Source organism: Streptomyces sp. NPDC111507 (assembly GCF_055638955.1).
The window spans coordinates 773868-797395 of the sequence record NZ_JBVKBU010000001.1; the positions used below are offsets into that span (position 1 = coordinate 773868).

24 protein-coding genes and 1 tRNA gene are annotated in these 23528 nt (G+C 71.8%); 12 read left to right on the forward strand and 13 right to left on the reverse strand.

Annotated elements, in window-relative coordinates; all coding sequences use genetic code 11:
• Positions 1–30 precede the first annotated feature (30 nt).
• Positions 31–1992, reverse strand: coding sequence for a DHA2 family efflux MFS transporter permease subunit (locus ACZ7M2_RS03480; RefSeq protein ID WP_471594510.1), 1962 nt, complete (start codon positions 1990–1992; stop codon positions 31–33).
• A 360-nt stretch (positions 1993–2352) separates the two neighbouring features.
• Between ACZ7M2_RS03480 and ACZ7M2_RS03485 the strand changes: the two genes are divergently transcribed.
• Positions 2353–3303 carry a peptidoglycan-binding domain-containing protein gene (locus tag ACZ7M2_RS03485; RefSeq protein WP_471593947.1) on the forward strand — a complete coding sequence of 317 codons (951 nt, stop codon included), beginning with the start codon at positions 2353–2355 and terminating at the stop codon, positions 3301–3303.
• A gap of 548 nt (positions 3304–3851) precedes the next feature.
• Here ACZ7M2_RS03485 and ACZ7M2_RS03490 read toward each other — a convergent pair.
• Complete coding sequence (locus ACZ7M2_RS03490; protein WP_471593948.1) at positions 3852–4511, reverse strand: HAD family hydrolase; 660 nt, start codon at positions 4509–4511, stop codon at positions 3852–3854.
• Between the two features lie 233 nt (positions 4512–4744).
• Positions 4745–5326: a TMEM165/GDT1 family protein gene (locus tag ACZ7M2_RS03495; RefSeq protein WP_352045691.1), complete on the reverse strand. Its 582-nt coding sequence runs from the start codon at positions 5324–5326 to the stop codon at positions 4745–4747.
• A 470-nt stretch (positions 5327–5796) separates the two neighbouring features.
• On the opposite strand from ACZ7M2_RS03495, the gene ACZ7M2_RS03500 reads away from it, so the two are divergent.
• From ACZ7M2_RS03500 to ACZ7M2_RS03515, 4 genes are all read left to right on the forward strand, one after another.
• The gene (locus ACZ7M2_RS03500) at positions 5797–6441 is read left to right on the forward strand and encodes an HNH endonuclease family protein (protein WP_054230969.1); all 645 of its coding nucleotides are present in this window, start codon (positions 5797–5799) and stop codon (positions 6439–6441) included.
• A 130-nt stretch (positions 6442–6571) separates the two neighbouring features.
• A complete protein-coding gene (locus ACZ7M2_RS03505; RefSeq protein WP_471594511.1) occupies positions 6572–8239 on the forward strand; it encodes an alkaline phosphatase D family protein in 1668 nt (555 codons plus the stop codon).
• 275 nt (positions 8240–8514) lie between these two features.
• A complete protein-coding gene (locus ACZ7M2_RS03510) occupies positions 8515–10479 on the forward strand; it encodes an FAD/NAD(P)-binding protein (protein WP_471593949.1) in 1965 nt (654 codons plus the stop codon).
• 86 nt (positions 10480–10565) lie between these two features.
• The gene (locus tag ACZ7M2_RS03515) at positions 10566–11021 is read left to right on the forward strand and encodes a DoxX family protein (protein WP_471593950.1); all 456 of its coding nucleotides are present in this window, start codon (positions 10566–10568) and stop codon (positions 11019–11021) included.
• 98 nt (positions 11022–11119) lie between these two features.
• Here the strand turns inward: ACZ7M2_RS03515 and ACZ7M2_RS03520 are convergent, their stop codons facing one another.
• Entirely contained in the window at positions 11120–11515 is a 396-nt protein-coding gene (locus ACZ7M2_RS03520; RefSeq protein ID WP_471593951.1) for a superoxide dismutase family protein, read from the reverse strand.
• A 213-nt stretch (positions 11516–11728) separates the two neighbouring features.
• Here ACZ7M2_RS03520 and ACZ7M2_RS03525 point away from each other — a divergent pair, with 213 nt between their 5' ends.
• On the forward strand, positions 11729–12364 hold the full coding sequence (locus ACZ7M2_RS03525; RefSeq protein WP_471593952.1) for a DedA family protein: 636 nt from the start codon (positions 11729–11731) through the stop codon (positions 12362–12364).
• 33 nt (positions 12365–12397) lie between these two features.
• Here ACZ7M2_RS03525 and ACZ7M2_RS03530 read toward each other — a convergent pair whose 3' ends face one another.
• Positions 12398–12631 carry a DUF2277 domain-containing protein gene (locus ACZ7M2_RS03530; protein WP_471593953.1) on the reverse strand — a complete coding sequence of 78 codons (234 nt, stop codon included), beginning with the start codon at positions 12629–12631 and terminating at the stop codon, positions 12398–12400.
• Between the two features lie 118 nt (positions 12632–12749).
• On the opposite strand from ACZ7M2_RS03530, the gene ACZ7M2_RS03535 reads away from it, so the two are divergent.
• A complete protein-coding gene (locus tag ACZ7M2_RS03535; RefSeq protein WP_471593954.1) occupies positions 12750–13700 on the forward strand; it encodes a ketopantoate reductase family protein in 951 nt (316 codons plus the stop codon).
• Positions 13701–13761: 61 nt separating this feature from the next.
• Here ACZ7M2_RS03535 and ACZ7M2_RS03540 read toward each other — a convergent pair whose 3' ends face one another.
• Genes ACZ7M2_RS03540 through ACZ7M2_RS03550 form a run of 3 tightly spaced genes read right to left on the reverse strand, consistent with a single transcriptional unit; the run spans position 13762 to position 16309 of the window.
• Positions 13762–14352, reverse strand: coding sequence for a hydrolase (locus ACZ7M2_RS03540; RefSeq protein WP_471593955.1), 591 nt, complete (start codon positions 14350–14352; stop codon positions 13762–13764).
• 2 nt (positions 14353–14354) lie between these two features.
• Entirely contained in the window at positions 14355–15767 is a 1413-nt protein-coding gene (locus ACZ7M2_RS03545) for an MFS transporter (protein WP_471593956.1), read from the reverse strand.
• On the reverse strand, positions 15767–16309 hold the full coding sequence (locus tag ACZ7M2_RS03550) for a MarR family winged helix-turn-helix transcriptional regulator (RefSeq protein ID WP_471593957.1): 543 nt from the start codon (positions 16307–16309) through the stop codon (positions 15767–15769). The genes ACZ7M2_RS03545 and ACZ7M2_RS03550 overlap by 1 nt, the downstream gene beginning before the upstream one ends.
• 144 nt (positions 16310–16453) lie before the next feature.
• On the opposite strand from ACZ7M2_RS03550, the gene ACZ7M2_RS03555 reads away from it, so the two are divergent.
• Positions 16454–18013: a hypothetical protein gene (locus ACZ7M2_RS03555; protein WP_471593958.1), complete on the forward strand. Its 1560-nt coding sequence runs from the start codon at positions 16454–16456 to the stop codon at positions 18011–18013.
• Here the strand turns inward: ACZ7M2_RS03555 and ACZ7M2_RS03560 are convergent.
• Positions 17975–18850 carry an alpha/beta fold hydrolase gene (locus tag ACZ7M2_RS03560; RefSeq protein ID WP_471593959.1) on the reverse strand — a complete coding sequence of 292 codons (876 nt, stop codon included), beginning with the start codon at positions 18848–18850 and terminating at the stop codon, positions 17975–17977. The two genes, ACZ7M2_RS03555 and ACZ7M2_RS03560, sit on opposite strands and share 39 nt — an antisense overlap.
• Positions 18851–18968: 118 nt before the next feature.
• Here ACZ7M2_RS03560 and ACZ7M2_RS03565 point away from each other — a divergent pair, with 118 nt between their 5' ends.
• The 3 genes from ACZ7M2_RS03565 (at position 18969) to ACZ7M2_RS03575 (ending at position 20793) form a co-directional block, all read left to right on the forward strand.
• On the forward strand, positions 18969–19376 hold the full coding sequence (locus tag ACZ7M2_RS03565; protein ID WP_471593960.1) for a winged helix-turn-helix transcriptional regulator: 408 nt from the start codon (positions 18969–18971) through the stop codon (positions 19374–19376).
• A 110-nt stretch (positions 19377–19486) separates the two neighbouring features.
• Positions 19487–19828, forward strand: a complete 342-nt coding sequence (locus ACZ7M2_RS03570; RefSeq protein WP_054230980.1) for a hypothetical protein — start codon at positions 19487–19489, stop codon at positions 19826–19828.
• A 74-nt stretch (positions 19829–19902) separates the two neighbouring features.
• On the forward strand, positions 19903–20793 hold the full coding sequence (locus ACZ7M2_RS03575; protein WP_471593961.1) for a nuclease: 891 nt from the start codon (positions 19903–19905) through the stop codon (positions 20791–20793).
• 36 nt (positions 20794–20829) lie between these two features.
• On the opposite strand, the gene ACZ7M2_RS03580 is transcribed toward ACZ7M2_RS03575, so the two are convergent.
• The 4 genes from ACZ7M2_RS03580 to ACZ7M2_RS03595 all read right to left on the reverse strand — a co-directional run bounded on the left by ACZ7M2_RS03580 (position 20830) and on the right by ACZ7M2_RS03595 (position 22527).
• On the reverse strand, positions 20830–21357 hold the full coding sequence (locus tag ACZ7M2_RS03580; protein WP_471593962.1) for a GNAT family N-acetyltransferase: 528 nt from the start codon (positions 21355–21357) through the stop codon (positions 20830–20832).
• 62 nt (positions 21358–21419) lie between these two features.
• Positions 21420–21644: a hypothetical protein gene (locus tag ACZ7M2_RS03585; RefSeq protein WP_471593963.1), complete on the reverse strand. Its 225-nt coding sequence runs from the start codon at positions 21642–21644 to the stop codon at positions 21420–21422.
• Between the two features lie 72 nt (positions 21645–21716).
• Positions 21717–22265, reverse strand: coding sequence for a site-specific integrase (locus ACZ7M2_RS03590; RefSeq protein ID WP_471593964.1), 549 nt, complete (start codon positions 22263–22265; stop codon positions 21717–21719).
• Positions 22266–22452: 187 nt separating this feature from the next.
• A tRNA-Val gene (locus ACZ7M2_RS03595) sits at positions 22453–22527 on the reverse strand.
• 179 nt (positions 22528–22706) lie between these two features.
• Between ACZ7M2_RS03595 and ACZ7M2_RS03600 the strand changes: the two genes are divergently transcribed.
• On the forward strand, positions 22707–23489 hold the full coding sequence (locus ACZ7M2_RS03600; protein ID WP_471593965.1) for a DUF4097 family beta strand repeat-containing protein: 783 nt from the start codon (positions 22707–22709) through the stop codon (positions 23487–23489).
• Positions 23490–23528 lie beyond the last annotated feature (39 nt).

Consider the following 23528-nt stretch of genomic DNA (forward strand, 5'->3'; position numbering starts at 1 on the left):
CCGACGGAGGACCCGCGCCGGTGTCCGGACTCACGCCGGTGTCCCGCGCGGATGCGTACGCGGCACCGTGCCGTCGTGCGGCCGCTCCGCGTCGGACCCGCACAGCTCGCCGTTCAGCTCCTTGACCAGCTTGGTCAGATCGGTCGGGCGGTCCGGGCCCCACCAGTCGCCGAGCAGTTCCGCCAGGGACTCCTCACGGGCCTTGGCCAGCTTCCCGGCGACCTCGCGGCCCTCGTCCGTGAGGACGAGGTCGAGCCCTTCGCGGGCGGCGAGGCGGCGCTCCTCCAACTGCCGGGCCGCGGCCAGTACGACGGGCAGCGGTACGGTGCTGCGCTCGGCCAGCAGCGCGGGCTCCGCCCAGCCGTACTTCTTGATCCGCAGCAGCAGCCAGCTCGCGGCGGGCAGCAGGTCGTACCCGGCCCGCTCGGTGATCTTCACGTAGATCTCCCGCTGCCCCTCCCTGGTGCCGAGCACGGACAGCGCGCGGCACACCTCGTCGTACGACGACCGCTCCACCGGATTGGTGGCGAGCGTCTCGGTGATGTCGGGTGCCGTGACCGAACCCCGCAGCTTGTCCTCGCGCAGGAACCAGGCCAGGACGAAGCCGAGCAGGGCGACCGGGGCGGCGTACAGGAAGACGTCGGTGATCGACGAGGCGTACGCGTGCAGGACGGGCTGGCGGAGCGCGGACGGCAGGGCGGCGATGCCCTTCGGGTCGGCCTTGAGACTGTCCGGCGTGATGCCGGCGGGCAGGTGCCTTCCGCTCAGCACGGCCACCAGGTTGTCGCCGAGGCGGCTCGCGAAGACGGTGCCGAAGATGGCCACGCCGAACGAGGCGCCGATGGAGCGGAAGAAGGTGGCGCCGGAGGTGGCGACGCCCAGATCCTCGTACGAGACCGCGTTCTGCACGATCAGGACCAGGACCTGCATGACCAGGCCGAGGCCCAGGCCGAAGACGAGGAAGTACACGCTCACCTCGCCGGTGCTGCTGTGCTCGTCGAGCTTGTGGAGCAGGAGCAGACCGATCGCCGTGACACCGGTGCCCGCGACGGGGAAGACCTTCCAGCGTCCAGTACGGCTGACGATCTGCCCGGAGACGGTCGAGGACAGCAGCAGCCCGAACACCATCGGCAGCATGTACACGCCGGACAGGGTGGGGCTCACGCCCCGGACGACCTGGAGGAAGGTCGGCAGATAGGTCATCGCGCCGAACATCGCGAAACCGACGATGAAGCTGATGACGGCGGAGAGGGAGAAGGTGCGGGTGCGGAAGAGCCGCAGGGGCAGGACGGGTTCGGCCGCCCGCTGCTCCACCGCCACGAAGGCCACGGCGAGCAGGACACCGAGCACCGCGAGACCGATGATCTGCGGCGAGCTCCACCCCCAGGTGGTGCCGCCGAGCGAGGCCACGAGAACGAGACAGGTGGCGACCGCGGCGATGAGGAACGTGCCGAGGTAGTCGATGACGTGCCGGGCGGACTTCCTCGGGATGTGCAGGACCGCCGCGATCACGATGAGCGCGACCACGCCGACCGGCAGGTTGATGTAGAAGACCCAGCGCCAGCTGAGGTGCTCGGTGAACAGCCCGCCGAGCAGCGGCCCGAGCACACTCGTCGCACCGAAGACAGCCCCGAACAGCCCCTGGTACTTGCCCCGTTCGCGCGGCGAGACGACGTCGCCGACGATCGCCATGGACAGCACGATGAGCCCGCCGCCACCGAGGCCCTGAAGGGCCCGGAAGCCGATCAACTCGCCCATGTTCTGCGCCATTCCGCACAATGCGGACCCGACGAGGAAGATCACGATCGCGGCCTGGAACAGCTTCTTCCGGCCATACTGGTCGCCGAGTTTGCCCCACAGCGGAGTGGCCGCGGTCGACGCGAGCAGATACGCGGTGACCACCCACGACAGATGTTCGAGCCCGCCCAGGTCGCTGACGATGGTGGGCAGCGCGGTCGACACGATCGTCTGGTCGAGGGCCGCCAGCAGCATGCCGAGCAGCAGCGCGCCGATCGAGACGACGACGCTGCCGTGCACCGGCGCCTCCTTGGCGTCGACGGCTGCCGCGGAGCGCCTCCGCACGGCCGACTCGTTCACACCGTACGGGGGGTCGTGCGGCGGAGCGTCCGGATCGTGCACATCACCGGGTATCTCGCCCGTCATGCGGACCTCCCATGAGCCCCTGGGGTCTCGGTCACCCTCCATGGTGGTCGGTATGGCGGGTTATGGCCTGTTGAAGCTTGTAACGGGTGCGGAAGACGGGATTCCGGGGGCTCCTGGGAGAAGGTGTGGTGGATGTGACTAACCTCGGGAGTTCCGAGGGGGCGAGTCTCAGGGGGAGGGACCCAACGCGTGACTGAACCGAACGGGCATGTCTGCCCCGAGTGCGCCGCGCCCCGGACGCCGGACGGCACCCCGTCCTGCGCCTGCACCCGGCGCGCGTCCGACGCCCTGCGCGACGCGCGCACCGCGGAGGCGGCAGCGGCGGAGGACTTCGATCCGCTGCGCATCCGCCCGTACGTGGACCTGACGGCGAACGAGTCCGCCCCCGCCACCATGCGCCTGCGTACGGTGCCGTCGGAGGCCCTGAGCGCCGTACGACACGTCGACTTCGAAAACGAGCCCGCGGAACCACCCCCGCTCCCCCTCTCGGAGGAACCTCCCCGGCGCCGACGGCGTACGGCCCTGCTGGCCGTGAGCGGGGCCGCGGTGGCGGTCGTGGCGGCGGCGGGGTTCGCGAGCGGGCTGTTCTCGTACGACGCTCCCGCGCGGGACCGGGCGCTGCCGGACGATGTACGGGCGAGCGTTCCGGACCCGTCACCGACGTCGACGGCGACGCCGTCGTCGTCCCCGTCGCCGCGATCGGGCTCGGGGTCGGCCCCCGGAAGCGCCGCATCCCCCACGACCACGGCAACAACAGCGACGGGGCCGTCCCCATCGCCCAGCGGCAGTCCGTCCCCCTCGGCGTCGGCGTCGGCGACGCGATCGCAGCCGCCCACGTCCTCACCGTCCGCTACGCCCACGCCCACCGCGGCTGCCTCGTTGGCGCCGGGCCAGGGCTCCACGGGCGATCAGCCCGCCCAGACCCTGCGCCGCGGCGACCAGGGCCCCGAGGTCACGGAACTCCAACTGCGCCTGCGCCAGTTGTCCCTCTACACCGGCAAGGCCGACGGCAGGTACTCCGGCCAGGTCGAGGACGCGGTACGCCGCTACCAGTGGGCCCGTGGCATCACGGGCGACAGGGCCGGGGAGTACGGGGCGGCGACGCGCGCGAGCCTCGAGAGCGAGACGTGGACGCCGTAGGCGTCCGCCGGGTTCGGTTGATTCACCGACTGCGACCCGGCGGGAGCCACCCGCGCAGTTCCCCGCGCCCCTGAGGCAGGGGCTTCGCCCCGCACCCCCCAGCCGCCCGGAGTCCTTCGACTGCGGCCCGGCGGGGGCTGATCGCGCAGTTCCCCGCGCCCCCAAGACGGGGCTTCACCCCGCACCCCCCAGCCGCCCGGAGTCCTTCGACTGCGGCCCGGCGGGGGCTGATCGCGCAGTTCCCCGCGCCCCTGAGGCGGGGGCTTCGCCCCGCATCCCCCCGGCCGCCCGGAGTTCTTCGGCTGCGGCCCGGTGGGGGCTGATCGCGCAGTTCCCCGCGCCCCTGAGGCGGGGGCTTCGCCCCGCATCCTCCGGCCGCCCGGAGTTCTTCGGCTGCGGCCTGGTAGGGGCTGGGCGCGTAGGTCCCCGCGTCCCTTGAGGGTGCTGGCGCGTGTCTTTCAGGCTGTCCGGTGTTTGAGGACGAAGCCGTTCAGGCCGATGGGGGGCTGGGGGCGGAGCCCCTGGGGATAGGGCGAGGAAACCCGGTGTCAGGCGATGTGCAGGCGTATCGTCCCGCCCCCGCCAACCTCCACCCGCACCTGCGTCAGATCCCGCACCACGACATCCGGCCGATGAAAGCCGGCCCGGGGCCCCACCCCGACCACCCGCATCCCGGCCCCCCGCCCAGCGGAAATCCCGGCCCCCGAATCCTCGAAGACAACACACTCCTCAGGCGCCACACCCAACTCGGCAGCACCCTTCAGAAAACCCTCCGGATCAGGCTTGCTCGCACCGACGGACTCCGCGGTGACCCGCACATCCGGCAGCCCCAGCCCGGCGGCAGCCATCCGCGCCGTGGACAGCCCCACGTCCGCGGAAGTGACAAGGGCATGCGGCACCCCGTCCAGCGAGGCAAGAAACTCCGCGGCACCCGGAATCGCGACGACCCCGTCCATGTCCGCGGTCTCCTCGGCGAGCATGCGCGCGTTGTCGGCGTAGTTCTGCTCCATGGGCCGGTTCGGCAGCAGCACCGCCATCGACGCGTACCCCTGCCGCCCGTGGACGACCTTCATGACCTCGCCCCCGTCCAGCCCGTGCCGCTCGGCCCAGCGGCGCCAGCAGCGCTCGACCACGGCGTCCGAGTTGACGAGAGTGCCGTCCATGTCGAGCAGGAGGGCGCGGGCGGTCAGAACGGTGGTGGCCGTCATCGGCAGGCTCCAGAGCATGGGGGAAGGGGCCGGGGGCGTCCATTGGATCAGCACCGGGTCCCCCGGGGGGACAAGGCGGCCCCGCCCGCCGGTCAGGGAGTGCGGGCGGGAGCCACTTTGTTTCTCTACGATACAAAACGAGAGCGACCGGCGCCACCACCTCCGACCGGGACGAGCGCCGGACCCTTCGACGACGCCCCGACCGACGCCCCGACGAGCGGGGCACCAGTGGCTCAGGCCGCCACCGCCTCGTACAGACTCCAGACGCCCAGCGCCAGCATCAGCATGGCCGCGACCTTGGTGATGAGCTCCAGCGGAACCCGCTTCATCAGGGCCTTGCCGCCGACGATGCCGAGTCCGGCCACCGCCCAGAGCGCCAGCACCGCACCGAGGCCGACCGAGAGCGGGTCGTCGTACCGGGCCGCGAGGTTCGCCGTCATGATCTGCGTGAGATCACCGAACTCGGCGACCAGGATGAGCATGAAGCCCGCCCCCGAGACCTTCCAGAAGCTCTGGTTCGCGGGATCGCGGATCTCCTCCTCGTCCTCGCCCTTCTTCAGGAGCAGCACGGCGGCACCGGCGAGGAACAGCACACCCGTGATCGCGTGCACGATCTGCTGCGGCAGCAGGGTCAGCACACTGCCCGCGGCGACGGCGAGCACGACGTGCACGGCGAAGGCGGCGGCGACGCCCACGAAGACGTACGAGGCGCGATAGCGGGTGCCGAGGACGAGCCCGGCGAGCGCGGTCTTGTCCGGCAGTTCGGCGAGGAAGACGACGCCGAAGACGAGCGCCATCACGGTGATGCTGATCAAAATCCCTCAATCGGTCGGGGCTGCCCCACCGAGAGTGCTGTGACTGCTGCGCGACACCTCGGCACGGCAGCACACATGGGCGCCCGCACGAGGACGTACGCGCGGACAGTGCACTGCTCTGCCGAAGGTCTCGCTGGCCGACCGTGACGGTCTGCCTCCGGGCGCCGGCTCAGACGAGCTGAGCAGTATGTCGACGGTCCGGCGAAGAGCTACTCCCCTTCTGCGCCACCCATCGTACGGGATGACGAAACGGGCCGGACAGGGCCGAAGGTCCCGAGCCCCTCGGACCGGCCACACCGCCGCACCTCCGGAGTCCGCCTTCCCCGATCCGCAGAAACCGATTACCCCGAACCCCTTGGCATGTCATGCACACGTCACTAGCTTCTTACCTGCCTCACACCTTCCGGAAACGCGCCACCGCGAGCATGGGCCCGCTCGCCCCAACGTCCCCCCACTTCAAGGGAGTTCGCATGCCAAAGGTCTACGCGCGTCGACGGCTGAGCATACTCGCAGCCTTCACCGGCCTGATAGCCATGGTCGGGATTTTCAACGGCCCGACCGCCTCCGCCGCACTCCCCACCCCGGTCAGCGCCGCCACCGCGCGCACCTACCTCGCCTCGCTCACCGTGGCGACGGAGAACCGCACCGGCTACAGCCGGGACCTGTTCCCGACCTGGATCACCATCAGCGGCACCTGCAACACCCGTGAGTACGTCCTCAAGCGCGACGGTTCGAACGTCGTCACCAACTCCGCCTGCACCGCCACCAGCGGCACCTGGTACTCGGTCTACGACGGCGCCACCTGGACCGCCGCCTCCGACCTGGACATCGACCACCTCGTCCCGCTCGCCGAGGCCTGGGACTCCGGCGCCAGCGCCTGGACCACCGCCCAGCGCCAGGCCTTCGCCAACGACGTGACCCGTCCGCAGCTCATCGCCGTCACGGACAACGTGAACCAGCAGAAGAGCGACCAGGACCCGGCCGAGTGGATGCCCCCGCTCAGCTCCTACGCCTGCACCTACGTCCGCGCCTGGGTCCAGGTGAAGTACTACTACAACCTCAAGGTCGACTCGGCGGAGAAGAGCAAGCTCAGCTCGGTCCTCAGCGGCTGCTGATCCCCGCACCGATCCCCCCACGGCTCACCGCCGGTCCCCTCCCCCCACGGAAACCGGCGCAGTTCCCGGAACCTCCCCGCTCATCTCCGTCGTTCCGTACCGTACGGGGCGACGGAGAGGGGTGATCACCTTGGCGGAGCTGCGCCTGGGACCGCTGCTGAGGTACGTCGACGGCTCGTCCGCGACCTTCTGGGTCGAGGCGAGCCGTCCGTGCACCGCCGAGGTGCGCTGCGCCGACGGCGCCCGCGGCTCGGCCCGCACCTTCCAAGTCGCCGGGCACCACTACGCGTTGGTGCCGGTGAGCGGTCTGACCCCGGGCACGGACACCACCTACGAGGTGCTGCTGGACGGCGTCGGAGTCTGGCCGCTGCCCAACTCCCCCTTCCCGCCCTCCGTCGTCCGCACCCGGGGCGAGGAGGACGCCGTCCGCGTCACCTTCGGCTCCTGCCGCTGGGCCGCGCCGCCCGCCGACGAGAAGGACCCGGTCGGACCCGACGCGCTGGACACGCTGGCGGCCCGTATCGCGGGCGAGCCTGGGAGCGAACAGCCGGACGTCCTGCTCCTGTTGGGCGACCAGGTGTACGCCGACGAGACCTCGAAGGCCACCCAGCGCTGGCTCGCCGCCCGCCGCAACCTCGCGGACCCCCCGGGCGACCAGGTAGCGGACTACGAGGAGTACACCCGCCTCTACTACGAATCCTGGCTCGACCCGGAAGTGCGCTGGCTACTGTCGACCGTGCCGAGCTGCATGATCTTCGACGACCACGACGTCATCGACGACTGGAACACCAGCGCCTCCTGGCTCGCCGACATGCGGGCCACGGCGTGGTGGCGCGAGCGGCTGCTGAGCGGCCTGATGTCGTACTGGGTCCACCAGCACCTCGGCAACCTCTCACCGCGCGAACTCGCCGAGGACGCCCTGTACGCCGCCGTCCGCGAGACCCCCGACGGCACCGACGTGCTGAGCGCCTTCGCCGCCCAGTCCGACGCCGACCCGGCCTCCGTCCGCTGGAGCTATCGCCGCGACTTCGGCCGCGTACGGCTGCTGATGGTGGACACCCGGGCGGCCCGCGTGCTGGCCGAGGACCAGCGGGCGATGCTGGACGCGGGCGAGGAGCGGTGGCTGCGCGAGCAGGCACTGGACGCGCCGGGCTCCTGCGACCACCTCCTGATCGGCACCTCACTGCCCTGGCTGCTCCCCCACCTCGTGCACGACGCCGAGACCTGGAACGCCGCCCTGTGCCGGGGCGAACGGGGCGCGCGCTGGGCCCGGTTCGGGGAGAAGCTGCGCCGCCGGGCCGACCTCGAACACTGGGCGGCCTTCCCCGCGTCCTTCGCCGCGCTCACGCAGCTGATCGCCGAGGCCGGTTGCGGACCGGACGCCCCGGCGACGGTGTCCGTGCTGTCCGGAGACGTCCACCACGCCTACGTCGCCGAGCCCCGGTGGCCTTCCGGGACCCCTGGGACGCCCGACTCCCCCCGCTCCCCCGACGCCCGTGTCCTCCAGCTGACCTGCTCTCCCGTCCACAACTCCATCCCCCTGTCCATACGGCTCGGCTTCCGCTTCGGGTGGAGCGCGGTCGGCCGGGCGATCGGGCGCCGGTTCGCCCGGCACGGCAAGTGCGACCGGCCGCCCGTCGACTGGCGCAAGACCGGCGGCCCTTGGTTCAGCAACCAGCTCATGACCCTGACCCTGCACGGACGTTCGGCCCGGCTGCGGCTGGAGCAGGCGCGGGCGGGGAAGGGCGGGGGCGCCGCCCGGCTGCGGACGGTCATGGAGTCCGAGATCGGTTCGTGAACGTCCACGGTCGTGCGCGGTCATGCGCTGTCGTCCACGGCTGCCTTCTGTCGTCTCCTGCCCTCCTCTGTCGTTCCCAACGCGCTTGTGAAGCAAGCGTGATAGCCATGCGAGAGGTGCGTGAGGGCCGCGTGAGGTACCCGTGACGCATCCCACAGCGGGCGGCGATCGCCCCGCCCGGGGCTCGGTTCGGGTTCTCGCCGACGGCATGATGAGGCGGACCGTCCGCTTCCAGGAGGCCTTCCCGTGGAGCTCCCAGCAGGCGGTTCGCCGTCATGCGCCCTCCATGCCCGGGAGTCACACCTTTGTCTGCAGTGAGCGCCGCGCCGTCCGGGACCACCCCTGCCGTCGATGTGTCCCTCGCCGTCGTCGGCGCGGGACCACGGGGCACCAGCGTCCTTGAACGCCTGTGCGCCTCCGCGCCGGAACTGCTCCCGCCCGGAGCACGGCTGACGGTCCACATGGTCGACCCGTCGCCACCCGGCCCCGGCCGCGTCTGGCGCACCGCACAGTCGCCCCATCTGCTGATGAACACCGTGGCCTCGCAGGTCACCCTCTTCACCGACGACAGCGTGGACTGCTCGGGCCCGGTCCGCCCCGGGCCGAGCATGCACACCTGGGCGGGCGGCGAGCTGGGCCCGGACGACTACCCGACCCGCGCGCACTACGGCCGCTACCTGGAGTGGGTGTTCGGCGAGGTGGTGCGCGCAGCGCCGCCCGGCGTGCGCGTCGAGGTGCACCCGGCGCGCGCGGTACGGCTCGACGACGACCCCGACGGCCGCCAGACCCTCACCCTCGACAACGGGCGCACACTGCCGGAGCTGTCCGCGGTCGTCCTCGCCCAGGGCCATCTGCCGGCGGCCCCGGACCGCGCCCAACGCGACCTCACGGCGTACGCCGAACGGCACGGCCTGCGCCACATCCCGCCCGCCAACCCGGCGGACGTCGACCTCTCCGCCGCCGCACCCGCTCCCGGCGAACCGGTCCTGCTGCGCGGCCTCGGTCTCAACTTCTTCGACCACATGGCCCTGCTCACGACGGGCCGCGGCGGCCGCTTCACCCGCACCGCCGAGGGCCTGCGCTACCTCCCCTCCGGCCGCGAGCCCCGGCTGTACGCGGGCTCGCGCCGCGGTGTCCCGTACCAGGCCCGCGGCGACAACGCGAAAGGCCCCTACGGCCGCCACCTCCCGCTCGTCCTCACCGACGAGGTCATCGCCGGCTTCCGCAAGCGCGCCGACTCCGGTGAGGCTCCGGACTTCCTGGGCGAGATATGGCCGCTGATCGCGAAGGAGGTGGAGACGGTCTACTACGAGGGGGTGTGCGCCGGGCGGTGGGAGCGTACGAGGCTGCTGGAGTTCAGGGACCGTTTCCTCGCCGCCCCGCACCGAAGCCCTCAAGAGGCCCACGTCCTCGACGAGTTCGGTGTCCCGGAGGGCGAGCGTTGGTGCTGGGACCGCGTTTCACGCCCGTACGCCGGCCGCGACTTCGCCACGCGCGGCGCCTGGCGCTCCTGGCTGCTGGCGCATCTGCGCGAGGACGCCGAGCAGGCCGCGCTCGGGAACGTCGACGGTCCCCTGAAGGCCGCCCTGGACGTACTGCGCGACCTGCGCAACGAGGTGCGGCGGATCGTGGACCACGGGGGCCTGCCGGGCGGCTCGCGGCGCGACCACCTGGACCGCTGGTACACACCGCTCAACGCCTTCCTCTCCATCGGGCCGCCCCGCCGCCGCGTCGAGGAGATGGCCGCGCTGATCGAGGCGGGCGTCCTGGACGTTGTGGGCCCCCGGCTGGAGGTGCGGGCCGAGGACGGGGCGTGGGTCGCGCACTCCCCCGACGTGCCGGGCTCGACCGTGCGCGCGACGACGCTGATAGAGGCGCGGCTGCCGGAACCGGACCTCAGGCGGACGGGCGACTTGCTGCTCACCCGGCTGCTGAGCACGGGCGGGTGTCGTCCGCACACGAGCGACGGTTACGAAACCGGAGGACTGGACGTGACACCGCGCCCCTACCGTCTGAGGGACCGTCAAGGTCACGCGCACACGCGGCGGTTCGCCTTCGGGGTACCCACGGAGGGCGTGCACTGGGTGACCGCGGCCGGGGCCCGGCCGGGTGTGGATTCGGTCACACTTTCGGACGCCGACGCGGTGGCGCGGGCCGCGCTACGTGCGGCGACAGCGGAGACAGAAGCCCGAGCGGAACCCGGCCCGTGGCTAAATGTTGAACTTGCAAGCATTGATTAGGTTCACCTAACCTTGGTGACTCACTCGGTTCCGCCCCCAGGATCCGGTTCCCCCACGGACCGGACCAGACCGAAGGAGTCCCCCACATGACCGACCGCCTCAACAACGCTCAGCCGTACGCCATCGGCCTGTTCCGCATCGTCATAGGCCTGCTCTTCGCCGTGCACGGCGCCGCCTCGCTCTTCGGTGTCCTCGGCGGCGCGGCCGGCACCGGCGGCGGCTCCATCCCGTCCGGCACCTGGCCGGGCTGGTACGCGGCCGTGATCCAGCTCGTCGGCGGCGCCCTGGTGCTGCTGGGCCTCGGCACCCGCGGCGCGGCGCTCATCGCGTCGGGCTCGATGGCGTACGCGTACTTCGACGTGCACCAGTCGTCGGCCCTGTGGCCGATCCAGAACGGCGGCGAGCTCTCCGTGCTGTTCTGCTGGGCCATGCTGCTGCTGGTCTTCACCGGCTCCGGCGCGCTCGGCCTCGACCGGCTCTTCGCCGGGCGCACGGCCGCGTCCCGTGCGGACGAGCGGGCCTCGGAGCCCGTCGCGGCCTGACCCGGCCGCCACTCGTGACGGCGCCCACCTCCCTCACCCGGAGGTGGGCGCCGTCCCGTACCGCCCTGGCCCGGGCCGTCACCGCGATCCGCCCTCGCTCAGGCGGTCCCGGCGACCCGGCCGAACGGGACGGTGAAGCACGCCAGCCGCGCACCTCCCGCGCCCGGCCCGTCGTAGAGCACGACCGAACCGGCCCCGCCCTGCCTAAAGCCCCAGCCGTGCCGGGACCTCGCGTGCACCCGCGCCCCGAACGTGTGGCCCGCCTTCACTCCGGTCACCCGCAGCCGTACGGTCGTCGCGCCCCGCTCGTCCATCAGCCGGCTCGCCTCGATCCCGCCGGCCGCCGGAACGACCTGCATGTCGTACGTCAGTGCGGCCGACGGGAGGAAGGCGCCGGGCGGCGCGAACCGCGCGTCCGTCGTCATCCGGTAGCCGTCCGCTCCCGCGCCGCCGCCCACCGTCAGTACGGCCGACGCCAGGGCGCCGGCGATCATCCCTGCCACCATCGTTGTCCCACCCCTCCGACACTCGTCCCCGCCCTGACGTCACCCCTCCCCTACTCGCTCCCGCCGTGAGGAGCGCATGAACCCCCAGTGACCCTCCTGTCACACCCGCCGCGTACGCTGTATGGCTGTCACAGGCCGCCTGCCGCTCCCCCGCGACGTAGCGGCGAGGTCGTGCCAACGGGGGAGTACAGGGGAGTTTCGGTGTTGGAGAGTGTGGGGCCGCTGACGGGCAGCCCATGGATCTACGCGGCGGTGGCCGTCTCGGTCCTGCTGGACGTCTTCCTGCCGGTCCTGCCGAGCGGCGTCCTCGTCATCACGGCGGCCACGGCAGCGGCGGCGGGCTCCGCGGGGGCAGCCGTCGGGCAGGCGGTGCCCAACATCATGGCGCTCATCCTCTCCGCGGCCACCGCCTCGGTCCTCGGTGACCTGGTGGCCTACCGGCTGGCGTGGCGCGGCGGCGAACGCCTGGACCGGGCCATAGCCCGCTCGCGCCGGCTGTCCCGCGCGCAGGAACGTCTCGGCGCGGTCCTCGCGCGCGGCGGCGGCGCCCGGGGCGCGCTGGTCGTCCTCGCCCGCTTCGCGCCCGCCGGACGCTCGGTCGTCTCACTCGGCGCGGGCGCGGCCCACCGCCGGGTCCGCGAGTTCCTGCCGTGGTCGATCGTGGCGGGCCTGGCCTGGGCCGCCTACAGCGTCGCCCTCGGCTACTTCGGCGGCCAGTGGCTGGGCGCGAGCTGGTTCGCGACCGGGGTGTCGTTCCTGGCGCTGTTCGGCGCGGGGGCGGGCGCGGCGTACCTGATGCGCCGTCCCGAACCCCAGGAGTCAGGCACCAGCGCCTGACCTGCGGCTTGCCCTGAGGAGCGCGCGGGGGGACTATCCGGCGCGCTGGGGCTGAACGGCCCCGCGTACCTCCAGGCCGTCCAGCAGTTCGGCGGTGGCGGCGGCGATCGCCTCGACCGCGCGGTCGAACACCTCACGGTTGTGGGCGGCCGGGGCGCGGAAGCCGGACACCTTGCGGACGTACTGGAGGGCGGCGGCCCTGATCTCCTCCTCGGTGGCCTCTTCGGGGAGCACGGGCGGGCGGAGTGTCTTGATGCTGCGGCACATGCGTCCAGTCTCGCGCATACCTGTGGGAACCCGGGGCGTCGATTCCGTTGCCGTAGCGGGATGATCTACGTCGAGGCGGCCACCTTCCGGGGCCGACCGACGAGAGGATCGAACAGCCATGACCAAGGACCAGTCGATGGACCAGTCGAAGGAACGGGCCGAGGAACGCTCCACCGTGGCGGTACTGGGCCCGGGCGGCGTCGGCGGACTGCTGGCGGCGCTGGTGGCGCGGGCCGGACACCGGGTGATCTGTCTGGCCGGGGACGAGACGGCGCGGGCGCTGCGCACGGACGGCATCCGCGTCCGCAGCGGCCGGTTCGGGGACTTCACGGCGGCCGTGGAGGCCGACACCGAACTGCGCGAACCGGTCGACGCCTGCCTGATCGCCGTCAAGCACACGGCGCTGGACGCGGCCCTGGAGCGGGTACGGCCGGAGGTGCTCGGCGACGGCCTGCTGGTCCCGTTCCTGAACGGTGTCGAACACCCCGCGACGCTGCGCGCCCGCTACGGCGCCACCCGTGTCGCCCCCGCCGTCATCCGCGTCGAGTCGACCCGGACCACACCCGGGGTCATCGAACACGGCAGCCCCTTCGCCGAGATCGACCTGACCGGCGAGAGCGTGCCGCGCGGCCGACTGGACGCGCTCGCCGGGGTGTTGGCGGCGGCCGGCCCGACCATCCGTGTACGGGACGACGAGGCGGCGACGCTGTGGGCGAAGATGTCGTTCCTCGCGCCGTTCGCGCTGCTGACGACCCGTTACGGGGTGCCGCTGGGCGAGGTCCGTACGCGCCATCGCGAGGAGTTGACGGCCCTGGTGGCGGAGACGGCCGCCGTCAGCGGGGCGTGCGGCGGCCCGGCGGACCTGGCCGTGGCCCTCGCCCGCTACGACGCCTTCCCGCCGGACACCAAGTCCTCCATGCAGCGCGACGCCGAGGCGGGCCGTCCGCTCGAACTGGACGCGATCGGCGGCGCGTTGCTGCGGGCCGCGGACCGGCACGGGGTGGCCGTGCCGGTGGCGCGGGGGCTGGTGCGGGAGTTGGAGGAGCCGGCGGGCAACCGCCGCCACTGAGCCCGGTTACGGCTCACCCCGACCACGGTTCACCCCGACCGTGGTTCACCCGGCGCGCGGCTCAGGCGTGGGTCTTGGCCAGCACTTCCAGGATCTCGTCCGTCGTGCCCGTCTCACCGAGACGCGGGAAGATCCGCTCGACGCTGTTGCGGTGGGTCTCGGCGTCGAGGTCGGACATCGCGTCGGTGCCCAGGGTGACGTGGTAGCCGTGCTCGTGGGCGGCGCGGGCGCTGGACTCGACGCCGATGCTGGTGGCGATGCCGACCAGCACGATCTGGGTGATCCCGCGGCGACGCAGCTGCAGGTCGAGGTCGGTGCCGTAGAACGCGCCCCAGTTCCGCTTGGTGACGACGATGTCCTCCGGGTGACCGGCGAGCTCGTCGACGAGGACGTCCCAGCCCTCCGGCCAGACACGGGGGGCGCGGGCGGGGCCGTCGATGCGCCCGGGGACGCCGTCCGCGCCGTCGGCGGCGGCGGTGACCCGGACGAGGACGACGGGGAGGCTCTGCTCGCGGAACGCGTCCGCGAGCCGGGCCGCCCGCTCCACGACCTCGGCGGCCGGGTGCGGGGCGAGGCCCGGGTTCCCGGCGATGCCGTTCTGCAGGTCGATGACGACGAGCGCGGTCTTCGGGTCGAGCGTGGTGACAGCCATGGTCAGGCCTTTCGGGGGGTGGAGGGCGCGAGGGTGCGCAGGGATCGGTCGAGCAGGGTCACCGCCAGGAGCAGCGTGGCTCCGGCGAGCATGAAGAGGGCCAGGTCGTGCAGGCCCCCGGTGTCGGCGCCATGGGGGAAGACGGCCGCGTCGGCGGCTGAGGCGACCATCGCGCCGAGGTACATGAAGGTGCGCAGGAGTCCGGCCGCGGAGCCCATCCGGGCGGGGTCGGCCTGCCGGTAGAGGGCGTTCTGGTTGGCGAGGCCGTTGAGGCCCTGCGGGATGCCCATGACGATCCCGACGGCGCCGAGCAGCCAGACCGCACTGCCGGAGTTCGCGCCCAACAGCGCGGCACACCCGGCGATCTGGACCAGACTGCCCACGACGAGCTTGCCCCGGATCGCCTCGCGGCGCCCGGTGACGGCGGAGACGGCCAGCGCGCTGAGCGACAGGGGCAGCAGGACGAGTCCGGCGGTGGCGGCGGACAGCTCCCGCCCCTCCTCCAGCCACTGTGTGAAGCCGTACAGGAACGCGTACGCCGTCGTGAAGCTGAGGAATTGACGCAGGAAGGTCGCGAGCATGGGGACGTTGCCGCCGAGCACCCGCAGATCGATGAACGGCTCCGCGACGCGAACCTCCCGCAGGGCGAAGGCCGTTGCCGCACCGACGGCGAGGACGAGCAGCCACCAGTGGTCGGCCCGAGGTTTCATCAGGAAGAACATGAGGGCGGCGAGCAGGCCGGCGAACAGCGCCATGCCGAGCGGATCGACGCTGCGCCTCTCCCGCCGCCCGCCCGGGCTCTTCGGCAGCCGCAGCACACCGAGGACCAGACAGGCCACCGAGAGCGGCACGTTGACGAGGAAGATGGTGCGCCAGCCGCCCACGCCGATCAGCAGTCCGCCCAGGGTGGGGCCGACGACGGAGACGGTCTGGGCGGAGACGGCGAGCGCGGTCAGTACTCCGGCCGGGCTGTCCCGCCCGGTGCGCTCGGCCTCACTGCGGGTGAGGCTCATCGAGGCGGGGTACGCGGCGGAGGTGCCGACTCCGAGCAGCACCCGGGCCGCGACCAGCGCGCCGAGGCTCGGAGCGAGGGCGCCGAGCAGCCCGGCGATCCCCACGAGCGCCGTCCCGATGAGATAGAGGCGACGGGGTCCGTAGGTGTCCACGAGCCGTCCGATGACGGGCTGCCCCACGGCGGTGGCCAGGTAGAGCCCCGTGACCAGCCAGGCCGTCTGCGCGGGCGGTGCCCCGAGCGCGGCCCCGATCGGCACCAACGCCACCGCGATCATGGCGGAGTTGATGGGGTTCAGTACGGATCCGAGGACCATCGGGGCGATCAGCCGACGGTCGAAGGAGTCCGCGGGGCGGGGGCGCGAGGGCCGGTCGGAGCGAGCGGGTCCGGATATCTTGGGCATCACGGCCGGGTGAGCCGGTCCAGTACGGCCATGGCCTCGATGACGGTCTGCCGCTCGGCCTCCGTGCAGCGGTCCTCGAAGGCCCGGGCCAGCCACTCCGCACGGGCCTGCCGGGTGCCCTCGATGCGCTCGCGCCCCGCGTCGGTGAGCGTGACGAGCTGCCGCCGGCCGTCCCCGGGGTCGGGGTTGCGCGCGATCAGCCCGTACTGGTCGAGCGCGGCGAGCGTGGCGGCCATCGACTGCGGGCGCACCCCCTCGGCGGCCGCCAGTCCACTGGCCGTCGCGGCGCCGCTCTTGCTCACCAGCGTGAGCGCGGACACCTGGGAAGGCGTGAGGTCCTGCGCCTCCCCCTCCGTCTCGGCGACCTCCCGGATCCGCCGCCGCAGCCGGTTGAAGGCGACCCGCAGATCCCGCGCGGCACGGGCGGCGGAGCCGGAGATCCCGTCGGCGCCGAGGCCGTCATCAGCGTCAGCGGCCCTTGGGGTGCCGCTCGAGGCCTCAGTGGCGTCCGCGCCTTCGGTGCCGTCCCTGCTGTCGTCCATGCCCCCACGCTAGAACCTTCAGTCTAGACTGTCCAGTTCGGACTGTGCAGTCTGGGCTGAGCGATTCCGTCGACACGGGGAGGCGACGGAGCCGAAGAGAAATCCACGGGCGCTTCCCACCCGCCCCGGGCAGGATGTGCCCTCGTGAACCACATCCTGTGCGGGCTCGCTGCCAACCCGGCGCTCCCCGCCGAGCTGGTCGACCGGCTGATCACGGTCGCGGACGACGAGATCGCCACGGAGCTCGCCGCCCGCCCGGACCTCGGCCGCGCCCAGGCACTCGCCCTGGCCGCCCGCGACGAGGACACCGCCGTACACCTCGCGTACGAGGGACGGCTGACGTCCGCCGACATCGATCCCGTGGCCCAGCCGCAGGCCGCGCTCGCCCTGCTCGACACGGGGGTCGGCCTCCCGGAGTGGGCACGCCGCTTCGCGACGGATCCGGTCACCGGGCGCCGCGAGAAGCTGGCCGCCTGCCCGGACCTTCCCCCCGATGTGACGGACACGCTCGCCGCCGACTCCGAGGTCACGGTGGTGGCCGAGCTCGCGCTGTGGACCACCCCGGACATGGCCGCCCGGCTCGCGCGACACCCGCATGCGGAGGTCCGCCGCGCGGTGGCGGCCAACGAGGCGACACCACCGGCGGTACTGGAGATGCTGCTGACCGGGGAAGGGCTGCCTCCGGCGCGGCGCTGCCTGGTCTGCGACCGAGAGCGGACCCCGGCCGCCCACGCCCACCCGCACCCGCACCCGCACCCGCACCCGCACTCGCACTCGCACTCGCACTCGCACTCGCACCCGGCCGACGACCTGCCGCCGGGCGCGTTCTGCACCGGTTCCCACGAGTCCACGGTGCACGAGATGCGGCGGCAGGCGCTCAGCAACCCGGCCACGCCCGCCCGGGCCGCCGCCGGCTTCGCCGGCCATTCCTCGGCGCTGCTGCGCTGGTCGCTCGCCGCCCGCCCCGATCTGTCCCCGGAGGTAGGGGGTCGGCTGGTCGACGACCCGCTGCCCGGCATACGGGGCGACCTCGCCGAGAACCCCGCACTCGACGCCACCCACCTGCGCGCGCTGGCCACCGACATGGACCCCGACGTACGGCGCAGACTGGCCCACAATCCCCGTGTGCCACTGGACCTGCTCACCTCCTTGGCGGGCAACACCAAGATCGGCGCGACCCTGCTGCCGCGGATCGCCGCCGCCACCCCCGCCGAGGTCGAGAGCCTGGCCAAGTCTCCTGACCCGGCCGTACGGATGCTCCTGGCCGCACGACGTGATCTGCCGCCCGGAACACGCGACGCGCTGGCCGCCGACACCGACGCGAAGGTGCTCAAGTCCATCGCCCCTCACCCCGGCCTCACCGAGGCCCGGCTGCGCGACATGATCGACCGTCACGGGGTCCGGGTGCTGGCCAAGGTGGCGACGAGCCCGGACGCGTCGCCGTCCCTCCTGGAGCACGTGACGAGACACGACCCACCGGTCCAGAAGGCGTTCCGCGAGGTGGCCCGCCACCGCAACGCGACGGCACCGTCCCTGCTCGCCTGCCTGACCGACCGACAGGCGCGACCGATGGCCGCCGCCCACCCGGCCCTGCCCGTACCGGTCATCGTCGAGCTGCTCGGCGACGCCGAGGGGCGCGTGGCGGAGGCGGCCGCGGCCAACCCGTCACTCCCGCCGGCCATGATGCTGAAGCTGATCCCTTGACCCCGCCGGGGCAAGGAACGGCTCCAGCAGGCCGAGGAGCCGGTCCGGGCGGTGCAGCGGGATGATGTGCCCGCAGTTCTCGATGACGTGGCCGTTCAAGTCGTCGGCCACCGGCCGCAGTTGCTGTGCGAGCGCGCCGCCCACGGGGTGGGCGCCGATGGCCATGGTGGGCACGGTCAGCCGGACCGTACGGACGGCTTCCTGGATCTGCCGGGCGCTTTCGGGCAGGGCCCGGTAGTACGAGAAGGCGCAGCGCAGGGCCTCGGTCCCGGTGTACGCGTGGACGAAGGCGTCGCGGACGGCGGGATCCACGCCCTGCCCGAGGGTGCCCGCGTCGAGGAACCAGCCGATGTACCGGTCCTCGTGCCCGGTCAGGACGGATTCCGCGAGGCCGGGTTCCGCGTGGAAGCCGAACCACCACGGCGCGCCGTCGGCGAGGAACTCCTCGGCGCCCGGCAGCCTGCCCACCAGCGACTCCATGACGACGAGTCGCCGGACGAGGTCGGGGCGGCGCATGGCGAGCAGGAAGGCCGGCGGGGTGCCCGCGTCGATGCCGACCACGGCGGCCGAGGTCTCTCCGAGGGCGTCGAGGAGGGCTTCGGCGTCGGCCGCGAGCGTACCGGCGTCGTAGCCGCCCGCCGTGCGCGCGCTCGCGCCGCATCCGCGCAGGTCCGGTGCGATGACTCGGTACCGCCCCGCGAGCCCGTCCAGGACGTGGGTCCATAGCTGCCAGGTGTGCGGGAAGCCGTGGAGCAGCAGAACGGCCGGGCCCTCACCGGCCACGGCCACGTTGAGTTCGACGCCGTTGGCTTCGACCTGCCGGAGCGCGACGGACATGAGACCTCCAGGTGCGGGCGGGTGGTCACCATTGGTGACAACCAAACGCTAGGTAACTAACCTGGAGACGCCAAGACCGCACTTCCGCGACAGGTAGTGAGCCCCAGGTGACCCCCTCATGACCCCTTCTCCGTCACAGCCCCGCGACGGGACTCGCGGGGATCTGTTCGATCCGCAGTGCCCGACCCGTCGCCTGCTCGACCGGATCGGCACGAAGTGGATGTCGATGGCCGTCAAAGTGCTGGCGGAGGCGTCCCCGGAGGAGGTGCGCTTCGCGGAACTGCAGCGCAGGATGCCCGGGGTCTCACAGAAGATGCTGTCGGTCACCCTCCAGGGCATGACCCGCGACGGCCTGGTCGGCCGCAGGGTGGAACCGACGGTGCCGCCGCGCGTGTACTACCGGCTCACTCCGCTCGGCCTGTCGCTGGAGGGCCCGCTGGCCATGGTCAGGGCCTGGGCCGAGGAGCACATGGCCGAGGTGGACCGGGCCAACGCGCGCAGCCGCGAACTCGCCGACGACGACTGACCGTTCGGGCCGCCACGACAGGACGCCGTCCGCCCTGGACGCCCCACCCGTTCGCGTGAAGTCCCCGAAGGAACTCGCACCTCAAATTCGAACAGGCGTACCATTGCCGCGTGGCTGCGACCTATGACTTCCCGAGTGACCTCCTGGCAGGCCAGGAGGAGCTGCATCAGGTCCGGGCGGAGCTCCTGGCCCTGCTCAAGAGGCTCCCCTGGTCGGTGGAGCCCCTGGACGGCTTCAGCGACGACAAGGGCTGGCGCAAGGTGGAACGCCCCGCCTCCCCCGGCTGGACACCCGACGAACAGGCCGAGGTCGAGAAGCTCCGCCAACGTGAACGAGAACTCGCCGTCTTCGTCACCTGCCACCGCTTCTGGTCGGAGGTCGCCCCACCGGACACGGTGGACGCCCGCGCGAAGCTGAAGCACGCCCACGAAGGCCCGCCACAAACGTCGTAATTCCATGTCACTCCGGGTACGAGGGAGCCCCCGCGCGGCAACAATGAGTCACCGGCGTTGACGCGGAGGTACTCATGCCCATGCTCCTCATCGAAGGCGACTACCGGATCCTGAACGCGAAACCGGACGGCGACACCGTCCGCTTCGACCCGCACGACGCGGCCTTCTGGTACGAGATCCCCGGCACGCACAAGATCGACAAGACCCACCGGAACAGCCGTGGCGGCGCCAACCTGCGGCTCGACGCGATCGACGCGCTGGAGACCCACTATCTGGGCACGGGCCCGCACGAGGTGCACCAGCCGCTGGACCTCGGCGCCCACGCCGCCCGGGACGAGCTGCTGAGCTGGCTCGGTTTCACCACCGTCCAGCACACGGGCGAGAAGGTCACCGCCAGCACCCCTGAGAGCGTGCCCGGTTTCATCCTGGCGAGCGCGATCGACGTACACAGCCGCTGCGTCGCGCTGGCCGGTCGCGGCGCACCACCCGCCGGCAAGAAGAGCGGCGACTGGATCACCGTGGACGTACCGCTGCTCCGCACCACCGCCAACCACCACCTGCTCACGCTCGGCCTGGTCTTCCCGACCTTCTACTCGGACCTCTTCCCCGACCTGCGCACCGAGCTGACCGCGGTGTCCCAGCAGGCGAGGTCGACGGGCCTCGGCGTATGGGCCAAGGACACGACGACCACCGGGGCGGCGATCACCGGCCTGTCCTCCCTCACGGACGACCTGGTGCTGCTCCCGAAGCTCTTCCGCCGCCTCGCGGATCATCTGCGCTTCGCGCCCGACTCCTCGCTGGACTGCTTCCCCAGCTACCTCTTCGGCGGCGCCGACCGATTCCGCATCCTCTCCCAGGGCCCCACCGCCAAGACCCTCACCGGCCTGCACCACGTGGTCGAGGTCAACGGCGGGACGGTACGCATGACCCACCCGATCGAAGACCTGGTCTTCGCCGAGGAATGACGAGGCCGGACGTCCGACCATCAAAACTCTCCACCATCAGGGCTTCAGAAGTCCGCCCACCCACCAGTCACGCGGTTCACCCCTGACCACGGTGCGATGGCGCAGGGTTCCCTCGACGGTGAAGCCGAGCTTCTCGGCGAGTGCGCGCGAGGGCACGTTCCCGACCATCGCCCACCACTCGATCCGGTGCGCCCCGAGCACGGCGAAACCCCAGTCGCACAGGACCCGGGCCGCTTCCGCGGAGTATCCCCGGCCGCGCTGCTCCTTGGCCGCCCAGTAGCCGAGTTCGTAGACCCCCTCGGAGAGCCTCGTCAGACAGAACGAACCGACCAGCGCACCGTTGTCCGACCGGAAGGCACCCAGAATGTGGTCGCGATCCCCGGCCCAGCCCTGGGGCGCGGTCTGCCCGACGTACTTCTCGGCATCCTCACGCCGAAACGGTGACGGCGCCGGCGTGTAGTACTGGATGTCCTCGTCCTGACAGGCCGCGTACACCGTGTCCGCGTCGGAGGGGCCGAAGGGCCTGAGCAGAAGTCGCGCGGTCTCCAGAGTCACGGGATCCATGGCCGCAGTATGGCCAGCACCCACCAGCGCAACCACCGAATTTCCGGGACCCACGGATCCCGCTACGGCATGCCCGGCACGGTCCTGATCCAGCGGCGGAGCACCAGGCAGGAGATCACGGGGCCCACCACAAGGGCGCACAGCCAGAGGAACATGGTGAAGGGGGAGATCGCGTAGTACTGCACACGCTCAGGCAAAAGCGCCACCAGCCCCAAGCCCACGACGAGAACCGCCCACGTGCCGAGAACGACGAGTACGGCCTTGGACGCGATGACTGCAACACGCATGGCGGATGAGGATAGCCAAAAAGACCAAGGCCCAGCCTTGGACAGGCTTCCATCGGGCGTGGCGGCAGCCGGTCACGAACCGGTGGCGGTGGCGGTGGCGAAGCACAGGCGCAGACTGTCGCTGGTCCAGTCACAGGTGAACTCGATGCCGGCTGCCCGGCCGATTCGGATGACGATGTTTGCGGCAGCACCAGCCGTGAGCCGACCGGCCGCGTCGTGGATCGGGCGCTTGTCTTGGGTCGCGCTCTCGGCCATCCATGCGTACCCGTCGGTCCGCACGAACAGCGGTCCCGCGGTTCGGCCTGCTGCGCGCAAACTGCCGAGCAGTTCTTGAGTGGCTGCCACCACGCAGTTCGTGGGGTCAGCGCGGCGCGGCGACAGGGAAATCAGGTCGTCTCGCTCCCGATCCTGTCGGCGGATCTTCACCACCAGGCTTGCGCTCGTGGCGGTCAGGTCGGCGACATCAAGTGCGACGAGTTCGGACACTGTCGCATCGCAGGCGTGACCGAGCAGGAGCAGGGCGGCACCGCGAGAGCCGGGGATCGTCGGCGAGAGCGCCGCCAAGGCGGCATGCAGGGCAGCCGGGATGACAGCTGCCGCGGTGAGGTCGGACTCAGTCACGACATCTCCTAACAGATCACGATCGCCGCTCAGCACGGCGGTCACCCCATGGCTGACGTCATCATGACCGGTGCAATCGTGGCCGACACCCACGTGGTCCAGGACACGCAGCGCGAGTAGTCCCGGCGCCGATGTCAGATCCGGATGCCAAAGACCCCCAGCCATGATCGGCTGGGGGCCTTCTTCCTGGTGGGCGCGGACGGTTTCGAACCGCCGACATCCGCCTTGTAAGGGCGGCGCTCTACCGCTGAGCTACGCGCCCAGGACGAGTCGACAGCCTACATTGCCCGGGGGGATGCCCCGCAAACCCGTATCCGGGGGTTAACCCCACCTCCGGTCCGGGAGCAGCCCGGATCCCCCGGCGGACCCCGGAACCGTACGGTCGAAAGGCGTCGAGGGGCATCGGAGCGCGTCGGCGTTTCATTCCAGGGGGAGATCTTCATGGCTCGGACTCGGACACGGACAGCCGCGCGGACCGCCGCCGTCGCCGGTGCCGTCGTCGCTCTCGTCGCGACCGCCGCAGGGTGCGGGGCGAGTGCCGGGGACGACAGGCATCCGGAGCATCGGGCGTTCGCGCTGCACGGTCGTACGCTCACCGTGGACTCGGACGACTCCGCGCTGGAGCTCGTGGTCGCCGGGTCGGCCGAGGCGGACAAGGTCGAGGTCACCCGGTGGTTCCAGGGGCACATCGTCGTCGGTGGGGATCCGCGCGTGACCTGGGCGATGAAGGACGACCGGCTGACGCTGCGGATGAAGTGCTCCGGCATGGTCGCCGACTGCAGCGCCAAGCACCGGATCGTCGTGCCGCGCGGTGTCGCGGTGAAGGTCGTGGACGGGGACGGGAGCGTACGGGCGGAGGGGTTCAAGGAGGCGCTCGGGATCCGTACGTCGGACGGGAGTGTCCGCGTCACGAACTCCTCCGGCCCGCTGGACCTGCGGACCGCCGACGGCTCGATCCACGCCCTCGGCATCGCCGCGCGCCATGTGCGCGCCCAGAGCTCGGACGGGTCCGTACAACTCGAACTCGGCGTCGTGCCCGACCTGGTCGAGGCCCGCAGCCAGGACGGTGCGCTCACCATCGGGCTGCCTCACGACACGTACCGGGTGACGGCCGAGAGCGGGGACGGATCCGTGCGGGTGTCCGTGCCCCGGGACCCGGCCAGTTCGCACGTGGTGTCCGCCCACGCGAGCGACGGAAGCATCACAGTACGAACCGCGAACTAACCGGCCCGTGTGTTCGTCCTTAACCGGTGGGAGAATGAA

Coding starts and splice junctions, on each gene's coding strand:
- ACZ7M2_RS03480 (WP_471594510.1), bottom strand. CDS start 1,992: ATGCTGCTGGCGGCCCTCGACCAGACGATCGTGTCGACCGCGCTGCCC.
- ACZ7M2_RS03490 (WP_471593948.1), bottom strand. CDS start 4,511: ATGACGGCCACCACCGTTCTGACCGCCCGCGCCCTCCTGCTCGACATG.
- ACZ7M2_RS03500 (WP_054230969.1), top strand. CDS start 5,797: ATGCCAAAGGTCTACGCGCGTCGACGGCTGAGCATACTCGCAGCCTTC.
- ACZ7M2_RS03510 (WP_471593949.1), top strand. CDS start 8,515: ATGCGCCCTCCATGCCCGGGAGTCACACCTTTGTCTGCAGTGAGCGCC.
- ACZ7M2_RS03515 (WP_471593950.1), top strand. CDS start 10,566: ATGACCGACCGCCTCAACAACGCTCAGCCGTACGCCATCGGCCTGTTC.
- ACZ7M2_RS03520 (WP_471593951.1), bottom strand. CDS start 11,515: ATGATCGCCGGCGCCCTGGCGTCGGCCGTACTGACGGTGGGCGGCGGC.
- ACZ7M2_RS03530 (WP_471593953.1), bottom strand. CDS start 12,631: ATGTGCCGCAGCATCAAGACACTCCGCCCGCCCGTGCTCCCCGAAGAG.
- ACZ7M2_RS03535 (WP_471593954.1), top strand. CDS start 12,750: ATGACCAAGGACCAGTCGATGGACCAGTCGAAGGAACGGGCCGAGGAA.
- ACZ7M2_RS03540 (WP_471593955.1), bottom strand. CDS start 14,352: ATGGCTGTCACCACGCTCGACCCGAAGACCGCGCTCGTCGTCATCGAC.
- ACZ7M2_RS03545 (WP_471593956.1), bottom strand. CDS start 15,767: ATGCCCAAGATATCCGGACCCGCTCGCTCCGACCGGCCCTCGCGCCCC.
- ACZ7M2_RS03550 (WP_471593957.1), bottom strand. CDS start 16,309: ATGGACGACAGCAGGGACGGCACCGAAGGCGCGGACGCCACTGAGGCC.
- ACZ7M2_RS03560 (WP_471593959.1), bottom strand. CDS start 18,850: ATGTCCGTCGCGCTCCGGCAGGTCGAAGCCAACGGCGTCGAACTCAAC.
- ACZ7M2_RS03565 (WP_471593960.1), top strand. CDS start 18,969: ATGACCCCTTCTCCGTCACAGCCCCGCGACGGGACTCGCGGGGATCTG.
- ACZ7M2_RS03575 (WP_471593961.1), top strand. CDS start 19,903: ATGCCCATGCTCCTCATCGAAGGCGACTACCGGATCCTGAACGCGAAA.
- ACZ7M2_RS03580 (WP_471593962.1), bottom strand. CDS start 21,357: ATGGATCCCGTGACTCTGGAGACCGCGCGACTTCTGCTCAGGCCCTTC.
- ACZ7M2_RS03585 (WP_471593963.1), bottom strand. CDS start 21,644: ATGCGTGTTGCAGTCATCGCGTCCAAGGCCGTACTCGTCGTTCTCGGC.
- ACZ7M2_RS03600 (WP_471593965.1), top strand. CDS start 22,707: ATGGCTCGGACTCGGACACGGACAGCCGCGCGGACCGCCGCCGTCGCC.